The 21,152-nt window shown below is 73.1% G+C and carries 13 protein-coding genes and 1 pseudogene; 9 read left to right on the forward strand and 5 right to left on the reverse strand.

Features of this window, described 5'->3' with window-relative positions; translation table 11 throughout:
* Window positions 1-97 precede the first annotated feature (97 nt).
* The 7 genes and pseudogenes from WMF36_RS22490 to WMF36_RS22520 all read left to right on the forward strand — a co-directional run bounded on the left by WMF36_RS22490 (window position 98) and on the right by WMF36_RS22520 (window position 10,539).
* Entirely contained in the window at window positions 98-1,210 is a 1,113-nt protein-coding gene (locus WMF36_RS22490; protein ID WP_437581683.1) for a polyprenyl synthetase family protein, read from the forward strand.
* Window positions 1,207-2,241, forward strand: a complete 1,035-nt coding sequence (gene mvk / locus WMF36_RS22495) for a mevalonate kinase (protein WP_437581684.1) — start codon at window positions 1,207-1,209, stop codon at window positions 2,239-2,241. The genes WMF36_RS22490 and mvk overlap by 4 nt, the downstream gene beginning before the upstream one ends.
* A complete protein-coding gene (gene mvaD, locus WMF36_RS22500) occupies window positions 2,238-3,251 on the forward strand; it encodes a diphosphomevalonate decarboxylase (RefSeq protein ID WP_437581685.1) in 1,014 nt (337 codons plus the stop codon). The genes mvk and mvaD overlap by 4 nt, the downstream gene beginning before the upstream one ends.
* A complete protein-coding gene (locus WMF36_RS22505; RefSeq protein WP_437581686.1) occupies window positions 3,248-4,246 on the forward strand; it encodes a GHMP family kinase ATP-binding protein in 999 nt (332 codons plus the stop codon). The genes mvaD and WMF36_RS22505 overlap by 4 nt, the downstream gene beginning before the upstream one ends.
* A 484-nt stretch (window positions 4,247-4,730) precedes the next feature.
* Window positions 4,731-5,651, forward strand: a complete 921-nt coding sequence (locus WMF36_RS22510; protein ID WP_437581946.1) for a hypothetical protein — start codon at window positions 4,731-4,733, stop codon at window positions 5,649-5,651.
* A 235-nt stretch (window positions 5,652-5,886) separates the two neighbouring features.
* Window positions 5,887-6,108, forward strand: a pseudogene (locus WMF36_RS22515) (GxxExxY protein); the annotation flags it as partial.
* Between the two features lie 279 nt (window positions 6,109-6,387).
* Entirely contained in the window at window positions 6,388-10,539 is a 4,152-nt protein-coding gene (locus tag WMF36_RS22520) for a PAAR-like domain-containing protein (RefSeq protein WP_437581687.1), read from the forward strand.
* 15 nt (window positions 10,540-10,554) lie between these two features.
* Here WMF36_RS22520 and WMF36_RS22525 read toward each other — a convergent pair whose 3' ends face one another.
* Window positions 10,555-11,487: a hypothetical protein gene (locus WMF36_RS22525; RefSeq protein WP_437581688.1), complete on the reverse strand. Its 933-nt coding sequence runs from the start codon at window positions 11,485-11,487 to the stop codon at window positions 10,555-10,557.
* Window positions 11,488-11,617: 130 nt separating this feature from the next.
* Between WMF36_RS22525 and hisC the strand changes: the two genes are divergently transcribed.
* Together hisC and WMF36_RS22535 are read left to right on the forward strand one after the other, a co-directional pair.
* A complete protein-coding gene (gene hisC / locus WMF36_RS22530; protein ID WP_437581689.1) occupies window positions 11,618-12,709 on the forward strand; it encodes a histidinol-phosphate transaminase in 1,092 nt (363 codons plus the stop codon).
* Window positions 12,700-13,854 carry a tetratricopeptide repeat protein gene (locus tag WMF36_RS22535; RefSeq protein WP_437581690.1) on the forward strand — a complete coding sequence of 385 codons (1,155 nt, stop codon included), beginning with the start codon at window positions 12,700-12,702 and terminating at the stop codon, window positions 13,852-13,854. The genes hisC and WMF36_RS22535 overlap by 10 nt, the downstream gene beginning before the upstream one ends.
* Before the next feature lie 2 nt (window positions 13,855-13,856).
* Here WMF36_RS22535 and WMF36_RS22540 read toward each other — a convergent pair whose 3' ends face one another.
* The 4 genes from WMF36_RS22540 to nuoL all read right to left on the reverse strand — a co-directional run bounded on the left by WMF36_RS22540 (window position 13,857) and on the right by nuoL (window position 21,152).
* A complete protein-coding gene (locus WMF36_RS22540; RefSeq protein ID WP_437581691.1) occupies window positions 13,857-14,912 on the reverse strand; it encodes a hypothetical protein in 1,056 nt (351 codons plus the stop codon).
* Between the two features lie 143 nt (window positions 14,913-15,055).
* Complete coding sequence (locus tag WMF36_RS22545) at window positions 15,056-16,582, reverse strand: NADH-quinone oxidoreductase subunit N (RefSeq protein ID WP_437581692.1); 1,527 nt, start codon at window positions 16,580-16,582, stop codon at window positions 15,056-15,058.
* Window positions 16,579-18,591, reverse strand: coding sequence for a complex I subunit 4 family protein (locus WMF36_RS22550; RefSeq protein WP_437581693.1), 2,013 nt, complete (start codon window positions 18,589-18,591; stop codon window positions 16,579-16,581). Before WMF36_RS22550 ends, WMF36_RS22545 begins: the two co-directional genes overlap by 4 nt.
* The gene (nuoL, locus tag WMF36_RS22555) at window positions 18,588-21,152 is read right to left on the reverse strand and encodes an NADH-quinone oxidoreductase subunit L (RefSeq protein WP_437581694.1); all 2,565 of its coding nucleotides are present in this window, start codon (window positions 21,150-21,152) and stop codon (window positions 18,588-18,590) included. The genes WMF36_RS22550 and nuoL overlap by 4 nt, the downstream gene beginning before the upstream one ends.

Here is a 21,152-nt window from a genome sequence, read left to right on the forward strand (position 1 = left end):
GGAGGCGGCGCGGAGCGGCGCGACTCACCGCGCTATTCGCCGTTTCTCGGCCGAGATTGACCGGCTCGCGCGCGGCTCCTAGGCTGCCGCGCATTCCATGACAGCGCACACGAAGGACGGAGAGAGCGCGCCCCGCGCCGGCGATCGGACGCTCGAAGGGACGGCGGACCCAGGCGCGCGCCTGTTCCTCGACTTCCTCTCCTCGATCCGCCCCCGCATCGAGGCCGCGCTCGATCAGCGCTGGCGCGACAGGGTGAGCCACGTGCAGCGCTACGGCCGCGAGGTCGCGGCGATGGCCATGGAGGCGAGGAACCTCACCCTGCGCGGCGGCAAGCGGTTCCGCGCGGGCCTGCTCGTCGCCGCCTACCAGGGCGTCGCGCCGGACGCGCCGCTCGAGCCCGCGATCGACGCCGGCGTCGCGCTCGAGCTGCTCCAGACGTACCTGCTCATCCAGGACGACTGGATCGACGGCGACACCGTCCGGCGGGGGGACCGCACCGTGCACGTCGCGCTGACCGAGGCGCTCGGCGATCCGCACCTCGGGGCCTCGTCCGCGATCCTCGCGGGCGATCTCACGTGGAGCCTCGCGCTGAGCGCGCTCGCGGGCGCCGAGGCGCCGCCGGCGAGGGTGCTCGCGGCCGTGCGGCTGTTCTGCGCGATGCACGAGGACGTCGTGATCGGGCAGCACCTCGACGTGGTCGGGCGGGCCGAGGACGTCGAGCAGATGCACGCGCTCAAGACCGGCAGCTACACGGTGCGCGGCCCGCTCGCGCTCGGCGCCACGCTCGCCGGCGCGCCGCCCGAGACCGTGGCGGCGCTCGAGCGGTTCGCGGCGCCGGTGGGCGTCGCCTTCCAGCTGCGCGACGACCTCCTCGGCACCTTCGGGAGCGCCGCCGCGACCGGTAAGCCCGTCGGCAACGACCTGCGCGCCGGCAAGCGCACCGCGGTGCTCGCGTCGGCCGAGGGGCGCCTCGACGCCGCGGGCCGGAGCGCCGTCGAGCGAGCGCTCGGCCGCAAGGACGCGAGCGACGACGCCGTGGCGGCCGCTACCCTGGCGCTCGAGGCGTGCGGCGCGCGGCGCGCGGTCGAGGAGCGGCTCTCCGCCCTGTGCGGCGAGGCCGAGGCCCTCGGGCGGTCGCTGCCGGTGAGCGCGTCGGCCCGGCAGATCCTGTGCGGCGCGGCGAGCGCGCTCCGGTGGACAGGCGCATGATCGAGGCGCTCGGCCAGGCGTCCGGCAAGGTCATCCTGCTCGGCGAGCACGCGGTCGTGTACGGAGCGCCCGCGCTCGCCGCCGGCATCGAGCGAGGCGCCCGCGCGCGCGCGACGCGCGTCGGCGCGGGCGCGGGCGACACGCGCGCGAGCGCGCTCCGGCTGGGCGGGCGCGAGCACGGCACGGCGCCGGCCGAGGGCGACATCGCGCACGCGTTCGCGGCCCTGCTCGATGCGCTCCCCGGCGCCGGCCCGGTGCGCGTCGAGGCGGAGAGCGACCTGCCGCCCGGCGGCGGCCTGGGGAGCTCGGCGGCGCTCGGGGTCGCGATCGCCCGTGCGGTCGCCGCGCTGGCGCGCGGGTCGATCGAGGCCGCCGCGCCGGCCGCGTCCATCGCGCCGGCCGCATTCACCGCCGAGGCCGCGGTCGCCGCGGCTGCCGCCTGGGAGCGCGTGTTCCACGGCAACCCGTCGGGCATCGACACGACGGCGGCCGCGCGCGGCGGGTGCTTCCGCTTCACCCGGGCGCACGGCGCGACCGCCGTCGCCCCGCGCGACGACCTCTGGCTGTGCGTGGGCTCGACGGGGGTGCCGTCGTCCACGCGCAGCATGGTCGAGCTCGTGGCGAAGCTCTTCGAGCGCAACCCCACGCTGGCCAACACCTCCATCGCCGGCATCGCCGCGCTCGTCGAGAGCGCGGCCCTCGCCATCGAGGCGGGCGACGCGATCGGGCTCGGCCGGCTGATGGACCTCAACCAGCTGCTCCTCGCCGGGATGTTCGTCTCGACCGAGGCGATCGAGACCCTGTGCAAGCTCGCGCGCGAGGCCGGCGCGCTCGGCGCCAAGCTCACCGGCGCCGGCGGCGGCGGCTCGGTCATCGCCCTGCTCCCGCCCCCTCGGCCCGGCGGCGGCGCGGCGGCGACGTCGAGCGGCGCGGCAGATCGCGTGCTCGCCGCCTGGCGCGACGCGGGGTACAGCGGCTTCGTGACCCGGGTGAAGGCGGGCACGAGGACGGGGGCGGAGGAGCAAGCATGAGCGCCGTGAGCCGGGCGACCGCGATCGCCCATCCGAACATCGCCCTCGCGAAGTACTGGGGCAAACGGGCCGACGGGCACAACCTGCCCGCCGTGCCGAGCCTCTCGGTGACGCTCGCCGGGATGGTGACGACGACGGAGGTCGTCTTCGACCCGTCGCTCGATCGCGACGAGCTCCACCTCGGCGGCGCGGCCCTGCCGCCGGACTCGGGGGCGACGCGCCGGGTCGCCGGGCTCCTCGACCGGGTCCGCGCCGCCTCGGGGCGGCGCGAGCGCGCCCGCGTGGTCAGCCGCAACGACTTCCCCACCGCGGCGGGGCTCGCCTCGAGCGCGTCGGCGTTCGCCGCGCTCGCGCTCGCCGCGAGCGCCGCCGCGGGCCTGCCCACCGCGCCCGCCGTGGTGAGCGACCTCGCGCGGAGGACCTCGGTCTCCGCCGCGCGCTCCGCGTTCGGCGGCTTCGTCGAGCTCCGCGCCGGGCGCCCCGGCGACGAGACGCTCGCGGCGACGCCGCTCGCGCCCGAGGGCCACTGGCCGCTCGCGGTCGTGATCGCGGTGACGCGCGAGGGCCCGAAGGAGGTGGGCTCCAGCGAAGGCATGCGGCACACCGCGACGACGAGCCCCTATTTCCCCGCCTGGGTCGACGCCGCGCCGTCGCTCTTCGACGTGGTCCGCGCGGCGGTCCTCGCCCGCGACTTTGCCGCGCTCGGCGCCGCGGCCGAGGCGAGCGCCCTGTGCATGCACGCCTCGAGCATCGCCGCCTCGCCGGGCCTGCTCTACTGGACCGGCGCCACCGTCGAGGTGATCGCCGCGGTGCGGAGTCTCCGGGGCCAGGGCACGCCGGCGTTCTTCACCATCGACGCCGGCCCGCACGTGAAGGTCTTCACGGCGCCCGAGGCGCAGGCCGCCGTGGAGCGTGCGCTGCTCGCCGTCCCCGGCGTCCTCCGCACCATCTCGGCCGTCCCCGGCGGCGGTGCCCGCCTCGCGCCTTCGGCGGGGGGCGCGGGCGCGTGATCGTCCGGGCGCCTGGCAAGCTCGTCCTCTCGGGCGCGTACGCCGTGCTCGAGGGCGCGCCCGCGCTCGTGGCCGCGGTCGATCGGTATGTCGTCGCCGATCCGGCGCGCCGGGCCGACCTCGTCACGGAGGAGGTCCAGGCGGCGATCGACGCGGGCGCGCTCGACCGGGCGGTGTGGTTCGACGCGTCCGCGCTTCGTTCGTCGGCGACGCCGGCGGCGTCGGCGACGCCGGCGGCGCCGGAGCCGCCGGCGGCCTCGCCGGGCGCGCCGCCGCCCGGGGCGAGCCGCAAGCTCGGCCTCGGCTCGAGCGCGGCCATCCTCGTGGCGACCCTCGCGGCGCGCGCGGCGGCGTCCGGCCGGCCGGTGCCTGCCTGGGACGTCCGCGCGCTCTTCCTCGCCGCGCTCGCGGCGCACCGGCGGGCGCAGGGCGGGGGCAGCGGCGTCGACGTCGCGGCGAGCGTCCATGGCGGCGTGCTCTGCTGCCGGCTCGGGCCGGACGGCGAGCTCGCGGTGACGCCGCACGCGCTGCCGGGCGGGCTCGCGATCGAGGTCTTCGCCAGCGACGCCTCGGCGCGCACGAGCACCATGCTGGAGCGCGTGCGTGCGCTCGCCGCCCGCGAGCCGGAGGCGCACCGCGCCCTGCTGGACGCGGCCGCCGGGGGCGCACGCGCGGCGGCCCTTGCCACGGACGCCCGCGCGCTCGTGGCCGCGCTGGATCGTCAGGTCGATGCGCTCGCCGAGCTCGGCGACCGCGCGGGCGCGCCGATCGTCACCCCTGCCCTCGCGCGCCTCCGCCCCGCCGCGGCCGCCGAGGGCGCAGCGCTCGCGCCGAGCGGCGCCGGCGGCGGCGACGTCTCCGTTTACGTCGGTGGCGCGCCGCCCTCGGCGGCATGGCTCGCTGCAGCGCGCGCGGCCGGCCTCGAGCGTGTGCCCATGTCGCTCGGCGCCCCCGGCGTCCACGTGCTGGACACAGCCCCTCCGCCGCACGCCTGAGCGCGCCCCCTCGCCGATCGTGCGCCCCGCGGTGTCGCGGCGCTTGGCACGGAGCCCGCTCTGCTCGCTCCGGGATCGACCGCGGCGCTGCGCTCCGGCGACGCACCGCGGGCCTTCGCGAGGCCTTCGAGATGCCAAGAGCGAGACAAGCATGAGATTCGTGGAGCTCGTGATGCCGCAGCGCCGCCATAAAATATTGAATTTTCATGGAGTTACCGTGTGGTCAGCCGATGAGCGCGGCGGGCACCGGGTCCTCCGAGGCAGGCTTGGCGGGCTGGGGGTCGCCGGCGGGGGCTCGGCGAGCGTGAGCTGTGTTCACAGCGCGCCGGCGCGGAGCGCGCGTTTTCGCGCCGAGCGCCTGACCGGCTGTGTCGGTCGCGGGGGGTGGTGAACGGGGCGAGGTGGCACGAGGACCAGAGGACCAGGTGGTGAGGAGGGGGGCTCCATGACGACGTGCGATCGAGAGCTTTGCCGATTGGAGGATGTGCTTGGCGCCAGCATGGCCGAGTCGCGGGCGACCCTGGCCGCGTTCGGCGTCCAGGTCGCACCGCTGCGGAGGCGCACCGCGCGCACCTACCTGGGGCGGGTGATGGTGCACCCGTACAACCTGCTCGTCGTGGGGAGCGTGCTCCTCCTGAGCTTCATCGGCTGGAGCCCGCTCCTCTTGCTGTTCGGCCTCGGGGCGGAGCTCGTGATCCTGTGCATCATCCCCTGGCGCGGCTACTTCCGCCGCAGCATCGATGCGCAGCTCGACGAGGCCGATCGGGCGGCGTGGTCGCGGGCGCGCGAGTCGCTGATCCGGCAGATGGACATCCGGCACCAGCAGGAGCTCGCGCGGCTCGACCGGCTGATCGATCGCACCCGCGAGAACATCCGTCGCCGCGGCGGCTCCGTCCCGCTGTTGCTCGACGACGGCTTCGGCCTGAGCCGCCTGCTCATGAGCTACATCCGCCTCGCGATCGCGCACAAGGCCGGCCAGGAGTCGCTCGCGATGACGAACCACAGCGAGCTCATGGAGACGATCCGGTCGCTCGAGGCGCTCCGGAGCACGTCGGCGGGGCGCGCGCGCGGGCTGTCCGAGCGGCGGCTCGCGATCGCCTACCGGCGGGCCGAGTGCTGGAGCCGGACCCGCGAGGGGCTCGATGTGGTGTCGCAGAAGCTCGCGACGATCCTGGAGCTCATCCAGCTGATGCACGAGCAATCGATGACGCCCGTGGACTCGCCGGCGACCTGCGCGGAGATCGACCGGTTCATGCGCGAGCTCGACGGCTTCGACAGCGGCGAGAGCACGCAGCGCGAGCTCGAGGAGCTCGACCTGGACATGGACAGGGCGTTCGAGCTGGAGGAGCTCGAGGCCGAGCACACCCAGCACAACCGCCCCGCGATGCGCCTGGTCGCGCGCTGACGGCGCGCGGGTCGGCCGGTGTGATCGCCCGGCGATTCGGGGCGGGTTCCGGCGCTGCGCGCGGGCAGCCGCGGTGGACGGCACAGCGCGGCCGGCCAACGTCGGGTCGCTCCTCGTGCCTTCAGCTGACGTCGCCCGTCGTCGACGAATCTCGGATTTTTAACGCAAAGGCGCAAAGGCGCAAAGGCGCAAAGGCACAAAATGACGGAGATGGAATGAGCGAGAGTGCAAGGCGACGGCCGCCTATAACAGAGCATCCAAGGCTCGGGCGCTCACCTATCTTCGGCTCTCCGATCTCAAGCTCGCGATCGTCATCAACTTCGGCGAAGCGAAGGCGAAGCACGGTATCCATCGCGTGGTCAATGGATTGCAACAATACCCACAGGTCTCTTGCCTTTTTGCGTCTTGGCGCCCTGGCGCCTTGGCGTTGAATTCTCCGGTCTCGCGCTGCGAGTAGACACGCCCCTGCGCCGCATCTGCGCGCCCCGGGTTACCTCCGCCGCGTCCCCGACGCGCCCTGGGACGCCGCCACCGCGTCCCCGACGCCCGCCGGCGTCCACGGTCGCAATGCTGCCATCTCACGCCGACCCGGGTGATGCGCGCTTTGGGGCGTACCTGGCCAGCCCCGGGCAGGCTACTCCCTCGATCCCCTCCCCCACGCTCGCGACGACGGTGGACTGCAGGGACGAGCGCGCGGTTGTGGCCGCCTCCCCGCCCGTGAGAGCATGCCAGGGCCATGGGTAAGGTCACTGCCCTCCACCTGGACACCATCACGGAGAAATCCGGACACCAGATGACCGGCATGGCCGTCAGCGTGTGCCTGACCCCGGCCGCGCCCAGCCCATTGCCCATCCCCTACCCGACCATGGGCACCGTCGCCGAGGGGATCATCGACCCGTGCATGCGCACGAAGATCGAGGGCGCGAAGATCCTCACGGTCGGCGGCTGCATGAAGGCGTGCCACGGCAACGAGCCAGGCACGCTCAAGGAGGTCGTCAGCCTCAACACCGGCGGGCCCTGCTTCCCCTGGCTCGGCGCGCCCAACGTCCTGATCGAGCTCGGCATGGCCGGCATCACCGGCAGCATGGGCCAGATGAACAAGAGCATCACCTTCGGCGCCGGCGCGAACGCGAGCAACGCCGCGGGAGGAGGAGGCGGCGGCGGGGGAGGCGGCGGCGGCGCCGGAGGACCGGGCGGCGGCGGGCCGCAGGGCGGGAGCAACGCCGGCGGCGGCGGCGGCGGGAGCGGCCAGGGCGCCGGGCCGCCGAGCCCGCCGGCGCCGCCGGGCGCCGAGGGCCAGGCGGCCGCGGGCCACCCGATCGACGTCGTGACCGGGACGCTGTTCACGATCCCGGCCGTCGACTTCTCGCTCCCCGGGTTCCTCTGGGTGCAGTGGGTCCGCACCTACAGCACCTCGGCCGTGCGCCACCGCTGCGGCCTCGGCTGGGGCTGGTCGCACAGCCTCGCCTGGCGCGCCGAGCGCAGCGGCGATCGCCTCGCCCTCATCGACGACCAGCAGCGCCGCACCGAGATGCCGCTGCCCGGGGCCGACGAGGCGCTGCTGCTCCCCCACGGCCGGAAGGTGCTCCGCGACGGCGAGGCGATCGTCGTCGACCTGGACGACGACCTCGTGCGGGTCCTCCGGCCCACCGCGGATCCAAGGGCGTACGCGCTCGTCGAGCTGCGCGATCGCTTCGGCAACGCGGCCCACATCGACTGGGAGCAGGACGAGATCGTGGCCATCACGGACTCGGTCGGCCGCCGCGCGGCGCTCTCCCGCGAGGGGAACCTGCGGATCTGGACCGTCGCCGTCACGGACGAAGGCGGCCAGGAGCACCGGCGGCGCCTCGTGACCTACGAGCTCGATGGCCGGGGCGACCTCGTCCGGGTGATCGACGCGGGCGGCGCCGAGACCCGGTTCAGCTACGACGAGGAGCATTACCTGCTCTCGGAGGCGCGCCCCGATGGGGTCGTCTTCCATTTCGTGTACCAGGACGTGGGCGGCGAGCGGCGCTGCGTCGAGACCTGGGGCGAGATCCCGGGCGCGGACCTCCTCGCCGCGCTCGGCGATCCCGACGGGCGTGCCGGCGGCGGCGCGCGCGGCATCTTCCACACGCGCATCGCGTACGGGCCCGGGCCTCACCAGGCCGCCGTGACGGACGCGCTCGGCCACGTGCACCGTTACGAGGGCAACGCGCTGGGGCTCGTCGAGCGCTACGTCGACCCGCGCGGATACGCGATGCTCTTCAGGTACGACGCGGTCGGACGGCTCATCGCCGTCACCGACGGCGCCGGCGTCACGCAGCGGCGCCATTACGACGCCTCCGGCCGGCTTTCGTCCCTCAGCGACGGCAGCGGCACGGTCCGGTACCTGATCGACGCGGAGCGACAGGGGGTCACCACCCTCGCCCCCGACGGGACCCGATCCACCGCGCGGCGCAGCCATGGGCGGGTCGTCGAGCTCGAGGACGCGCGCGGCAAGACGACCGCCGAGTACAACGGGCGCGGCAAGAACACGAAGATCACGTACCCGAGCGGCCTCACGGACACGCTCGAGTACGACGCGCACGGCAACCTGATCCGCTACGCCCAGGGAGAGCGCGTCTGGGCCTACGTGTACGATCTGCTGGGCATGCCGGTGCGCATCGAGTCGCCCGGCGGCGCGGCGACGACGCTCGAGTACGACTCGTCGGGGAACGTCGTCGGCGTCGTCGGGCCGAGCGGGCAGCGCACCGAGCACGCCTTCGACGGGCTCAGGCTGTGCACGGCGACGTCGTACCCCGGCGGCGGTCGCGCGCATTACCGCTACGTGGCCAGTGCGCTCGTCGAGCAGACGCTGCCGGACGGCTCGCGCTGGCTCATGGGCTACGACGCGCTCCTCCGGCTGCGCTGGATGCAGAACGCCGCGGGCGAGCGGCGCACGTTCGTCTACGACGCGTCCGGCAACCTCGCCCGCGAGACGACGTTCACGGGCCTCCAGTACCGCTACGAGTACGACGGCGCGGACCGGCTCGCGTCGATCCTCCGGCCCGACGAGTCGCTCGTGCGGCTCGCGCGCGACGGCGCGGGCCACGTCGTCGCGCGGGAGCACTCCTCCGGCCTCATCGAGCGCTTCGAGTACGACGCCCTCGGGCGCGTCGTGGGCGCGACGAACGGCGCCTGCACGACCGAGCTCGCGTACGACGATCGCGGCGCGATCCTTCGCGACACCCAGACCTGCGGCGGCTTCAAGTTCGTCACGAGCTACGACTATGACGAGGGCGGCAAGCTCGTGGGGCGCAGGTACTCGTCCGGCTGGCGCGTGACGCTGGAGCACGACGCCCACGGGCGGGTCACGGCGATGGGCGTGGGCCAGCCGGACGCCGCCGAGCGCTTCGTCTTCGAGCGCGACGCGCAGGACGGCGAGCGCGCCCGCCGGCGCGAGGGCGGGATCGGGGCCATCTTGACCCGGCGCAACGCCGAGGGTTTTCCCGAGGAGGTCCGGGTGGAGGGCGCGCCGGGGGAGGTCGTCCGGGCCCGCGCGTACCGCTGGCACCCGACCGGGGCGCTGGCCGCCGTGATCGACACCGAGCGCGGCGAGCGCCGCTACGAGCTCGACGCGCACGGGCGGCCCGTGGAGGCGCGCGGGCTCGGCGTGACGGAGTCGTTCTCCTTCTCGCCGCACGGCACGGCGATGCCGCGGGGCGAAGGGTCGGTCGGCGCCGGCGGGCGGCCGCTCGCGCTGGGCGATCGGACCCTGTACTGGGACCGCCTCGGCCGGCTGGCGGGCCGGGACGCGCCCGATCCGCAGCGCACGTGGCGGTACACGTTCGACGACAACGATCGGCTGACCGAGGCCGTGCGCGGCGACGGGCTGAAGGTCCAGTACATCTACGACGCGCTCGGCCGCCGCGTGGCCGAGATCGTCGGCCAGGGGAGCACCTGGTTCGGCTGGGACGGCGACAGCATCGTCGAGGAGCGCACGGCGAGCGGGCAGATCACGCGCCGGGTCTTCGACACGCCGGGTCACATGCCGCTGCTCGAGTCGCAGGGCGGAGCGAGCTTCCGCCTCGTGGCGACCGACGCCGCAGGGACGCCGTGGCTCTACCTCGACGCGGCCGGCCAGGTCACAGAGATCGATCTGACCACCTGGGGCGAGGTCGCGCACAGGCGCGGCGAGCCGGGCGCGCTCCGCTTCGCCGGGCAGCGCGCCGACGAGCTCACCGGGCTCCACTACAACCGGTACCGCTACTACGCGCCCGACCTGCGCGTGTTCATCACGCCGGATCCGATCGGCGTGTCGGGCTCGCTGCAGGAGATCGGCTTCGTCCCGAACCCGACGCTCTTCATCGACCCGCTCGGGCTGCTCACGATCATCACGGCCTCGAACGATCCCAAGCTCCACAACGCGTACTATTCGCAGTACGCGGCGAAGTACCCGGGCGCGACGATCCTCAAGCCGAACCAGGTCGTGCCAGGGAGCCTCAAGGGTGAGACCGATGTCGTCGTCGACACGCACGGCTGGCCTGGCAGCGTCGAGTGGGCGGGGAAGAAGATCTCGGGGGCGCAGCTCGCGGACAAGCTGAACGCCGCCGGCTTCAACGGGAGCATGCCCGGCACGCGCGTGGACGTCGTCACGTGCAACGGCGGGACGAAGCCGAGCACCTTCGGCCGGAGCGTCGCGCAGGCCGTGGCGGACCGGACCGGGGCGACCACGTCCGGCGCGACCGCGAAGGGCATTCCAGGGGTGGCCTCCGCCGGGCAGCTGGGCAACGTGGGCGCCTCGGGGCTGGTCAGCGGGATGCCCACCGGCCTCGGATCCGGCAGCGCCCCAGGCAACCTGCACGTCAACGGCGGTGGCCACCTGATCTCGGACGTCAAACCGCGCTGGTACACGTTCGGGCAGTGACGGGCGGCCTGCCGCTCAGGGCGCGCCGACGGTCGCGCCCTCCGGCGCCGCGATCCAGGCGGCGAGCCGCACCTCGTCCTGCGGCGGCGCGCCCAGGACGACGACGAGGAACGGGCCGTCGCAGACGAAGGGGCGCTCGTACATATCGCCGCGCCCGAGGGTGATCGGCCCGGGCCCGATCGGCGGGAGCGCGTCCCAGCCCAGGCGGAAGTGGACCGCGTGGCGTGCGTCCCCGATCCGGGGACCGTCATCCCCGCCTGCGAGCGGCTTGCCGATGAGCTCCTCATGGGCGCGGATCGCGCACAGATCGAGCGAGGGGATCCGCAGCGCGCAGCTCCGGTCGAAGGGCTTCGCGCCGAACCATCTCCCGCGCCAGCTCCGCGACCTCCGCACAGCCGCGACGACCTCCGCGACGGCGGCCCCGAGCGTCTCGGGGCGCTGGCATCGCGCGACAACGACCCGCTCATCGTCCTTGGCGTCGAGCTCGATCACGAAGTCATCGAGGTCGCGGTGGCGATGCACCAGGAGCTGCGCCGCGGCCCGCGACCACGTCGCGTCGTCGACGTCCTTCCAGAGCCCGAAGACCGGCACGACGCGCTCGCCGAAGAAGACGCCCTCACGCTGGCTGGCGAAGGGCGATACGAACGACGGGCGCACGAACGAGAACGCGTACGCGCCGAGGGCGTCTCCGGGCGCGCTCTCCGGCAGGGCGCCGTCAGGGAGGGGGCCGAACCTGCGCGCGACCTCCTCCGCCACGTCCCGGAGCGCTTCTGCTGCCGTGTCGACGCGCGCGACCGACCAGGGCACCTCGGCGGCGCGCCGCACGGCGAACGCCTTCCCGTCTCGCTCCTCCAGCGGGAAGTCCGGCGAGAAGATCAGGTTCAGGTCTGGAACGATGGGGGACGACAGCGACGGCACGAGCACGGTCGCACGGCGGATCGTGGGCATGAGATCACCTGGTGTCGCACGTCGAGATGTTCCCGGTCCGGCGCGGGTAGTATACCGCTCTCCAGCTCCCCTCCTCAGCTCCCCTCCCCAGCTCCCCTCCCCCGCGCCCGCGACGACCGTGGACCGAGACATGCCGCTGCCCGACTTCCTCTCTGCGCTGCTCCGTCCGGAGCTCGCCGAGCTCCACGCCTACACCCCGGTCGCGGGTCACTTCCCCGTGCGCCTCGACGCCAACGAGAGCCCGCCGCTGCTCTCGGTCGAGGCGCGGGCCGCCCTCGCGCGGGCCGCGGCGCCCGAGGACTGGGGCCGCTACCCCGACGCGCGCCTGCTCGAGCTCCGCGAGGCCATCGCCGCCCGCTGCGGCGCCGAGCCCGACGAGGTCCTCGCCGGCGTCGGCTCCGACGAGGTGATCTCGATCGTCCTCACGGCGCTCAGCCGCCCGCGGCCCGACGCGCACGCGGCGAGCATCGTGACGATCAGCCCCACCTTCGTCATGTACAAGCTGAGCGCGCGCGCGCGGGGCATGCGCGCCGTCGAGGTCCCGCTCGACGCCGGCTGGGATCTCGACGCGGCGGGCCTCGTGCGCGCCGTCGAGTTCGCGCGCCCGAACGTCGTCTTCATCGCCTCGCCGAACAACCCGACGGGCGCGCTCATGTCGGAGGACCGGCTCGAGACGGTCATCGCCGCGGCGAGGGACGCCCTCGTGATTATCGACGAGGCGTACATCGACTTCGCCCCGCGCGACCAGCTCGCCCTCTGGCGCAAGCACCCGAACGTCGCCGTGCTGAGGACGCTCTCGAAGATCGGCCTCGCGTCGCTGCGGGTCGGCTGGCTCCTCGGCGACCGGGCGCTCGTGGCCGAGCTCGACAAGGTCCGCCAGCCCTACAACCTGCCCGTCCCGTCGCAACGCGCCGCCACCTACGCCCTGCGGGAGCTCGGCGGCGAGCTCCGCCGCGCCGCCGCGACCGTGATCGACGAGCGGGAGCGCCTCGCGCGCGCCCTGGCCGAGCTCGGCCTCTCGGTCGCGCCGAGCCACGCGAACTTCCTCTGGGTCGGCACGCGCCGCCCCGCCGGGGAGGTGTTCGAGGCGCTCGCGGCGCGCGGCGTCCTCGTGCGCAGCTTCCACGCGGCGGGCGGGCGCCTCGCGCACCGGCTGCGCATCACCGTCGGCCTCCGCGAGGAAAACGATCGCCTCCTCGCCGAGATCGCCGCGTGCGCGTAGCCCTGCCGCGCTCCGCCGCGCCGCTCGCGGCGCTCGCGGCGCTCTCGCTCGGCGCCGGCTGCGCCGCGCCCCGGGTCGCGCGCTCGGTGGACGGCCAGATCATCGAGGGCCGCCAGATCGGGCCGCACGCCTACGCGCTGTACGCCATCGGCGCCGAGGCCGAAGCGCGCGGCGATCTCGCGATGGCCCTGCAGGCGTACGAGCTGGCGGAGGACAGCGATCCCGAGAGCGCGGACATCTGGACCCGGGTCGGGTCGGTGCGCTGCCGCCTCGGCCGCCCGGAGGCGGCGGACGACGCGTTCGAGCGCGCCCGCGCGATCGATCCCGACTACGAGCCGGCCCACCGCGAGCAGGCGCGCTGCGATCTCGCGGCGGGGCGGCTTCTAGCGGCGCTCGGGCGCGTCGACCGGGCGATCCTGCTCGATCCGGATCGCGACGACGGCATCCTGCTCCGGGCCGAGATCCTGCGGCGGCTCGGCCGGACCGAGGACGCGCGCCTGTCGTTGCGGGCGCTCCTCGTGCGTCGCCCCGGGTCGGCGGACGCGTGGCGCGAGCTGCGCGCGGTCGCCCTGGCGGCCGGCGATCGCGCAGTGGCAGACGAGGCCGCGCGGCGCCTGCGCGAGCTCGCGTCGCGGAGGGCTGCCGCTACCGGGCGGCCGCTGCCTCCCCGGGGGCCGCTGGCCGAGCTCGACGAGGCGCTGGTCCTGGGGCAGCTGCGCCGCGCCCGCCGGCTGGCGCGCGACGCGGATCTGCCGCCCGCCGAGATCGCGGTGCGCGCGGCCGCCCTGGGCCGCGTCGCCGAGGCCCGCGAGCAGGCCGAGCTCGTCTCGGCGGCCGACCCGGCGAGCGCCTCGGCGCTCGTCGCGCTCGCGGTGGCGGCCGATCTGGGCGGCGATCTCGAGGCGCTGACCCGCGCCTGCGACGCGCTCCACGCGCCTGCGGGCGGCGGCGCCGCGGTGCCCCCCTCGCGGCTCGCCCGGCTCCTCTTTGCCGAGCTGCTCTTCCGCCGCGTCGGCCGTGACGCCGCGCTCGTCTGGCTCGGCCCGCTGCCGCCCCCCGCGCCCGGCGCCCGCGATCCGCTGTCGCACGCGATCGAGCAGCGCGTTCACCGCGAGCTCGCAGGGGGCGCGCCGGCCGCGCCCTGAGCTCACTGCGACGGCTTCGCGCTCTTCTTCTCGTTGTGCTTCTCGAGATCGAAGTTGAGCTCGAAATCGAGCGTGTTTTCGCCCTCCTTGATCTCGATCTCCTTCTTCACGTCCTGCTCGATGGCTGGCAGGAGCGCGGCGGTGAGCACCTTGCCGACGGGGATGTTCTTGATCTCGAACTTGCCGTCGAGGCCGGTCACGTCGTGGGTCGCGAACTTGAGCACGAAGACCTCGGCCTTGAGGAACGGCTTCGGCATCTTGTCCACGAGCTGGTAGTAGCCCGGCTGCGGGGGGTGGAACGGCACGGCTTCGCCTTGCGGCATGGCGACGAGGACGGCCATGAAGGGGACGCCCTCGAGGTTGGGCATGTAGGGTTCCAGCGGGTCGAGGTTCGCGACCTCGAGCCGCTGTCCGAAGGTCATGGCCACGGTCCGGGTCGAGAACGCGCAGCCGTGGATGGTCACCTTCTCTGCCTCCTCGCGCTCGGGCACGTGACCGCTGTAGTTGACGACGGTGACGAGCGCGTCGGCGACGGCGTTCTGCGGCCCCACGCGGAACAGCCTCCCGTAGGTGGCCGCTGCCTCACCGCACTTGCGGGTCGGGAAGCTGAGCCCCGTATCCGGCGGCGGGTCTCCCTTGATGGTCACCCGTCCTCGCAGCGTCCCCGTGGGCCCGCTGTACGGCGCTCGCCCCCGCGGGTTCATCACCTTCAGCACTGTTTCCGAGGTCAACGAGATCGTGGACACCGCAGCCGGCGCCGCCTGCGCGCTCCCCGCTGCGCTGGCGCTCGCCGCCCCCCCCGGCGCCGCGCTCCCTGCCGGCGCCGCGCTCCCTGCCGGCGCCGCGCTCCCCGCGGGCGAGCCTCCGCCCGTGTTCCCCCCCTGACACCCGAGCGCCCCGAGCAGCGCGACGCTTGCCGCCCGCATCCGCCAGTTCCCCGCCGTCCTCTGCATCTTCTCACCGTTCCGCATCGGCGCCGACTTTAGCAACTCGCGCGCCCCGCGCAGCACCGCGTATTCGCTGCAGAAGGACGCGATCGCCGCTAGCGCCGGTGCCATCGTTGCCAAATAAGTTGGCGGCGCGCGGCGCATCCGCCTTCGCGGCCGTCGCGCTTCCGTGCGCCGCCCGACGAGCAGGGGCCCCGAGGCCGGTCAGCTCGGCGAGGCCCCCCCCGCGGAATCAGCGATGATGGCCGTGTGGATCAGTGCGAAGCGAGGACCGCGCGAACCGCGATCCCGAGGGAGGTCGTCGGCCAGATGCCGAGGACCATCACGAGCACCGCGGAGACGATCAGCGCCGCGTTGACGTAGCCCGAGCGCATGGGCCGGGCGATCGGCGCGCCCGGGGCCGGCTCGCGCATGTACATGAACACGAGCACCCGCAGGTAGTAGTAGGCCGAGAGCACGCTGTTGAGGAGCAGCGCCACGGACAGCGTGTACAGCTCGGCGCCCATCGCCGCCTTGACGATGTAGAACTTGCCGAAGAAGCCGGCGGTCGGGGGGACGCCGGCCAGCGACAGGAGGAACAGCGAGAACGCGAGCGCCGCCACCGGGTGCCGCTTGCCGATGCCGGAGAGATCCTCGTAGCTCACCGCCTCGGCGCCGCGGCTGCCGCAGAGGATGAGCGTGCCGAAGGCGCCGACCGTCGAGACCGTGTAGACGAGCAGGTAGAACATCACGCTCGCCTGCGCGTCCTCGCTCGCGCGCACCGTCGCCGCCACGCCGACGAGCAGGTAGCCGGCGTGCGCGATGCTCGAGTAGGCGAGCATCCGCTTCACCGACTCCTGCCGCCCCGCGATGAGGTTCGCGACCGTCATCGTGAGCAGCGCCATCACCGCCACGGCCGGCGGCCAGCCCGCCGCCCACGACGAGAGCGCCGGGCCGCCGAACGCGCCGAGCAGCACGCGCAGCAGCGTCGCGAACGCCGCGCCCTTCACCGCGACCGCCATGAACGTGGTCGCCGGCGTCGGCGCGCCCTCGTAGGCGTCGGGCGTCCACATGTGGAACGGCACCGCGCTCACCTTGAACGCGAGCCCCACAAGCATCAGCGCCGCCCCGATGAGCAGCAGCGCCGGGTTCGGCGCCTTGTCCCCCGTCGCGCCCGCGATGGCCTCGCCAATCCCGGCGAGGTCGGTGTGCCCCGTCGCCCCGTAGATCAGCGCGCCGCCGTAGAGCAGCAGCGCCGCCGCGAACGAGCCGAGCAGGAAGTACTTGATCGCCGCCTCGGTGCTCCGCGGCGAGGTCCGGCGGAACCCGGTCAGCGCGTACGCCCCGAGCGACATCGTCTCCAGGCCGAGGAAGAGCGTCAGCAGATCCCCCGCGGCGGCAAGGATGATCGCGCCGACCGTCGAGAAGGTCAGCAGCGGGTAGAACTCCCCGCGATCGAGCCGGTGCTCCGGGAGGTACCCGCCGGCGAGCAGCGCCGCCAGCGCGCCGCCCAGGCAGAGCACGAAGGAGAAGAACAGCGTGAAGCGGTCGATGATCAGGTAGGGCGCGAGCGCCTCGGCCCCGTCCAGCGTCTCGGGGCCGACGAACCCGACCGCGCCCGAGAACACCGCCCCGGCGAGGAGCGTGATCGCGGTCCCGAGCGCGAGGTCGGACGAGGGCCCGGAGTGGCGGTCGTGCGACTCCTCGCGGCGGTGCGAGAACGCCTCCGTGAGCATCAGCAGCACGCCGCCGAGCGCGACCACCAGCAGCGGCGACACCGCGATGAACGGTCCGAGGTTCATCGCGCCGCCTCCCCCGCGCGCGCCGCGACCTTGCCGCCCGCCGCCGGCTCGAGCCGCGCCTCTCCGCCGTCACCCGCCCCCTCCGCGCCCTCACCGGAGCGCAGCACGGGCGCCCCCTTCATGAAGGCCGGGGAGAACGTGTCCTCGGGCAGGAGCTTCGCGTTCTGTTCGTCCGCAAAGAGGATCGCCTGCCCGGAGACGACCTTGAACTGGTTGTAAGTAGACAGGACCGACTCCTTCATCCGATCGAGGAAGATCCCAGGGAACAAGCCGATCACGAAGATCATCAGGATCAGCGGCGCGAGCGCGAGGCCCTCGCGGGGCGTGAGGTCGGGCAGGTGCCTGTTCTTCGGGTTCGTGAGCGGCCCGAAGAACATCTTCTGCACGACGCTCAGCATGTAGACGGCGGCGAGGATGACGCCCGCCGCGGCGCCCACGGTGTGGATCCCGCTGAAGACCCCGAGGCGCTCGGAGACGTAGGTCGCGGTGATGATCATGAACTCGCCGATGAACCCGTTCGTGCCGGGCACGCCCACGGAGGCGAACGTCACGATCAGGAAGAGCGCCGCGTAGACCGGCATCACCTTGGCGAGGCCGCCGAACTCGGAGACCTGGCGGGTGTGGCGGCGGTCGTAGATCACGCCGACGAGGAGGAAGAGCGCGCCGGTGGAGACGCCGTGGTTCACCATCTGGAGCACCGCGCCCTGGATCCCGCTCGGCGTGACGCCGAAGAGCCCGAGCATCACGTAGCCCAGGTGGGCGACCGACGAGTACGCCACGAGCCGCTTCACGTCGGACTGCTTCCAGGCGACGAGCGCGCCGTAGATCACGCCGCCGAGGATCGCGATGCCGGCCAGGTTGGCCGCGAGGCTGGAGGCCGGGCCGGGGAAGAGGCCCATCGAGAAGCGCAGGTACGCGTACGTCCCGATCTTCAGCATCACCGCGGCCAGGATGACCGAGCCGCCGGTCGGCGCCTGCACGTGGGCGTCCGGAAGCCACGTGTGCACCGGCCACATCGGCACCTTGATGAAGAACGCGATCGAGAACGCCCAGAAGCAGAGCATCTGGGTGCTGCGCGGCAGCACCACGCGCGAGAGCGCGAGGTAGTCGAAGGTGTACGCGCCCGTGAGCTTCTGGTTCGCCCACACGAGGTACACGATGCCCGCGAGCATCAGCATCGAGCCCGCCATCGTGTAGACGAACAGCTTGATCGCGGCCTTGATCTTCTCGACGCCGCCCCAGATGCCGATCATCACGAACATCGGCACCAGCATCAGCTCCCAGAAGACGAAGAACAGGAACAGGTCGAGCGCGACGAAGGCGCCGAGCATCGCGCCCTGCAGGAGCAGGAGGCAGAAGCAGAGCTCCTTGATCCGGCTCTTGATCGACCCGAACGACGCGTACGCCGCGATGGGCGCGATGAACGTCGTGAGCAGGACGAGCCAGAGGCTGATGCCGTCGATCGCGACGTGCCACCGGATGCCGAGCGACGGGATCCACTCCTTGATCGACTGGAAGTGCCAGCCCTCCGTCATCGGCACGCTGAGCAGCCAGAGCGACGCGAGGAAGCCCGCGCCGAGCACGGCCAGCGTGAAGCCCCGGAGCAGCGAGAGCATCTGCCGCGGCATGAACAGCACCGCGGCGGCCCCGACGAACGGCAGGCCGATGAGCACGTTGAGGAGCGACGACCACTCCCCGGACGCCTCCGCCGCGGCCGCCGGCGCGTCGGACGGCCAGAGCCACTGCACGCCGAGCACGGTGAGCGCCGCGATCAGCCCGAGGCCGAACCGCTGCCACGGGGTGTACCCGGCGCTGGCCTGGGCCTCGCCGTGCCCGTCGCCGTGGTGGTGGTCGTCGCCCGCGTGGTGGTCGTCGCCGTGCCCGTGGTCGTGGTCGTGATCGTGATCGCCGTCCGCGCGGGCGGCGTCCGCGCCCCGCGGGAGCAGCGCTCCGACGACGCCGGCTGCGAGCGCCGGCCAGTGATGGGTTACGAGGTCGAGCGCGCTCATTGCAGGCCTCTCGGCTTGATCAGGTCATGGATCTGCTCCGCCGGGGTCGTCCCCGGGGGCAGCGTGGGCACGTCCGGGACCCGCAGCGTGGTCGGGCCCGTCGGGCTCTTGCGGCCCGGCGGCCGCGAGAACGAGAACGTCTCGGTCGCCTCGCGGTTGAAGGCGTTGCGCACGCGGAGCACGACGTCCTTCTTCTCGCCCGGCTCGAGCTTCACCGTGACGTCGGTGGCCTTGGAGAAATCGCGCGACGGCACGCCGGGCCCCTCCCAGCGGTACTGGTAGCCGAGCCCCGGCGCGGCCGAGAGCTTCACCTCGCCCGACCGGCGCAGCTCCGCGTCGTCGACGTTCGCGTCCGCGTGCGGGCTGACCATGAACCAGCCGACGCCGGCGAGCCCGACGACCATCGACGCGGCGTAGACCTGCACGCGGCCCGTCTGGAGCGCGCGCAGCACCGTGCCGAAGAACCCGACCAGCGCGGCGGAGAGCTTGGCGATGACGCCGTCGATGATCCACTTGTCGGCCATCGTGAAGATGTCCGCCAGGGCGTCGACCATGCCCACGACCGTCGCGTTGTAGAGCTCGTCGATCCGCCACTTGTCGTAGATGAGCCGGTAGAGCCCCGGGAAGGTCTGGGCGAAGCGCCGCTCGTGCTCGCCGCGGCGGTTCCAGTACACGTACGTGGCCGCGACGATGCCGATGAAGCACGCCGCGACGCCGGGCAGCATCATCGGGAAGAGCAGCCCCTTCGCCGCCTCGCGCTCCACCACCGCCCGCGACGTCATCCAGAAGACCGGCTCGAGCAGGTGCGCGAGCGGCGCGAACGCGTGGACGTGGGTGAGGTGCACGAGCGGCTCCGCCATGAGGAAGCCGGCGAAGACCGACAGCGCCGCGAGCACGATCAGCGGGATCGTCATCGACAGCGGCGACTCGTGCGGCTCCGGGCCATCGAGCTTCTCGTCGGCCGCGTGCGCGTGGTGGTCGTCGTGATGGCCGTGCGGGTGCGGATCCTTCCACCCGCGCACGATCTTCCAGCCGCGGAACTCGCCGTGGAACGTCATGAAGTAGGCGCGGAACATGTAGAAGGCGGTCATCGTCGCGGCCACGATGCCGGCGAAGAAGATCGTCGGGCCGAGCCACTCGGGCCACTGCCACACCGGCTGCCCGCGCGTCGCCACCGAGGCGATCCGGCTGGAGAAGGCGCGCCACAGGATCTCGTCCTTCGACCAGAACCCGGCGAACCCGGGGAAGCCCGCGATCGAGAAGCACGCGAGGAGGAACGTCCAGCGGGTCAGGGGCATGTACTTCTTGAGGCCACCCATGTTCCGCATGTCCTGGGACTTGTCGGTGTCGTGGATGCGGGCGTGCATCGCGTGGATCACCGAGCCGGCGCCGAGGAAGAGGCAGGCCTTGAAGAAGGCGTGCGTGAGGACGTGGAAGAAGCCAGCCGCGAACGCGCCGACGCCCACGCCGATGAACATGAACCCGAGCTGGCTCACCGTGGAGTAGGCGAGGACCTTCTTCAGGTCGTTCTGGAAGAGCCCGATCGAGGCCGCGAACAGCGCCGTGAGCACGCCGGTCACCGCGATCACCGCCATCGCGAACGGCGACAGCACGAACACCGCCGCGAGCCGGGCCACGAGGTAGACGCCCGCGGTCACCATCGTCGCGGCGTGGATCAGGGCGGAGACCGGGGTCGGGCCGGCCATGGCGTCGGGCAGCCAGATGTACAGCGGGATCTGCGCGCTCTTGCCGGCGCAGCCGAGGAACAGCGCGAGCCCGACCAGCGTCGCCGCGTACATGAGCACGGGCTGCGACGGGATGAGGAAGCTCAGGAAGCCGGGCACCGTCTCGGCCGACATGTTGCCGATCGGCCAGACCTTCACCGCGGAGAGCAGGTTGCCCGCGTTCGCCGCGATGCCGTCGAAGTTCAGCGTGCCCGTGTAGTAGACGAGCATCGCCATCGCGACGAGGAGGCCGAAGTCGCCGATGCGGTTCACGACGAACGCCTTCTTGCCCGCGCTCGCGTTCTTGTCGTCCTGGAACCAGAAGCCGATGAGCAGGTAGCTGCACATGCCGACGCCCTCCCACCCCACGAAGAGGACGGCGAGGTTGTCGGCCAGGATCAGCACGAGCATCGAGAAGCAGAACAGGTTCAGATACGCGAAGAACCGGTGGTACCCGGGGTCCTCGCGCATGTACGCGGACGAGTACAGGTGGATGAGGAAGCCGACGCCGGTGACGACGAGGATCATCGTCCCGCTCAGGCCGTCGACGCTGAAGGCGACGTCGATCGGGATCGACTGGCCCATCCGGCCGGTGATCGAGAACCAGCGCCAGGCCGTCCAGGTGAGCTTGCCGCCCTCGTGCGGCAGCATCAGGAACGTCATGACGGCGGCCAGGAAGGCGCCGCCGAGCGCGGCGAGCGCCATCAGCCGGACCGCGTCCTTGCCGAGCCGCTTGCCGAAGAGGCCGTTCACGAACGCGCCGAGCGCCGGCAGGCCGAGCACGACCGCGAGCAACGCGAACTCGGACGCGGGGAATAAGACTCTCAGGGCTTCCAC

It is taken from the genome of Sorangium sp. So ce887 (assembly GCF_051521455.1).
GTDB lineage: Bacteria > Myxococcota_A > Polyangia > Polyangiales > Polyangiaceae > Sorangium.

Coding starts and splice junctions, on each gene's coding strand:
- WMF36_RS22540 (WP_437581691.1), bottom strand. CDS start 14,912: ATGGCACCGGCGCTAGCGGCGATCGCGTCCTTCTGCAGCGAATACGCG.
- mvk (WP_437581684.1), top strand. CDS start 1,207: ATGATCGAGGCGCTCGGCCAGGCGTCCGGCAAGGTCATCCTGCTCGGC.
- WMF36_RS22490 (WP_437581683.1), top strand. CDS start 98: ATGACAGCGCACACGAAGGACGGAGAGAGCGCGCCCCGCGCCGGCGAT.
- WMF36_RS22545 (WP_437581692.1), bottom strand. CDS start 16,582: ATGAACCTCGGACCGTTCATCGCGGTGTCGCCGCTGCTGGTGGTCGCG.
- WMF36_RS22525 (WP_437581688.1), bottom strand. CDS start 11,487: ATGCCCACGATCCGCCGTGCGACCGTGCTCGTGCCGTCGCTGTCGTCC.
- hisC (WP_437581689.1), top strand. CDS start 11,618: ATGCCGCTGCCCGACTTCCTCTCTGCGCTGCTCCGTCCGGAGCTCGCC.
- mvaD (WP_437581685.1), top strand. CDS start 2,238: ATGAGCGCCGTGAGCCGGGCGACCGCGATCGCCCATCCGAACATCGCC.
- WMF36_RS22520 (WP_437581687.1), top strand. CDS start 6,388: ATGGGTAAGGTCACTGCCCTCCACCTGGACACCATCACGGAGAAATCC.
- WMF36_RS22550 (WP_437581693.1), bottom strand. CDS start 18,591: ATGAGCGCGCTCGACCTCGTAACCCATCACTGGCCGGCGCTCGCAGCC.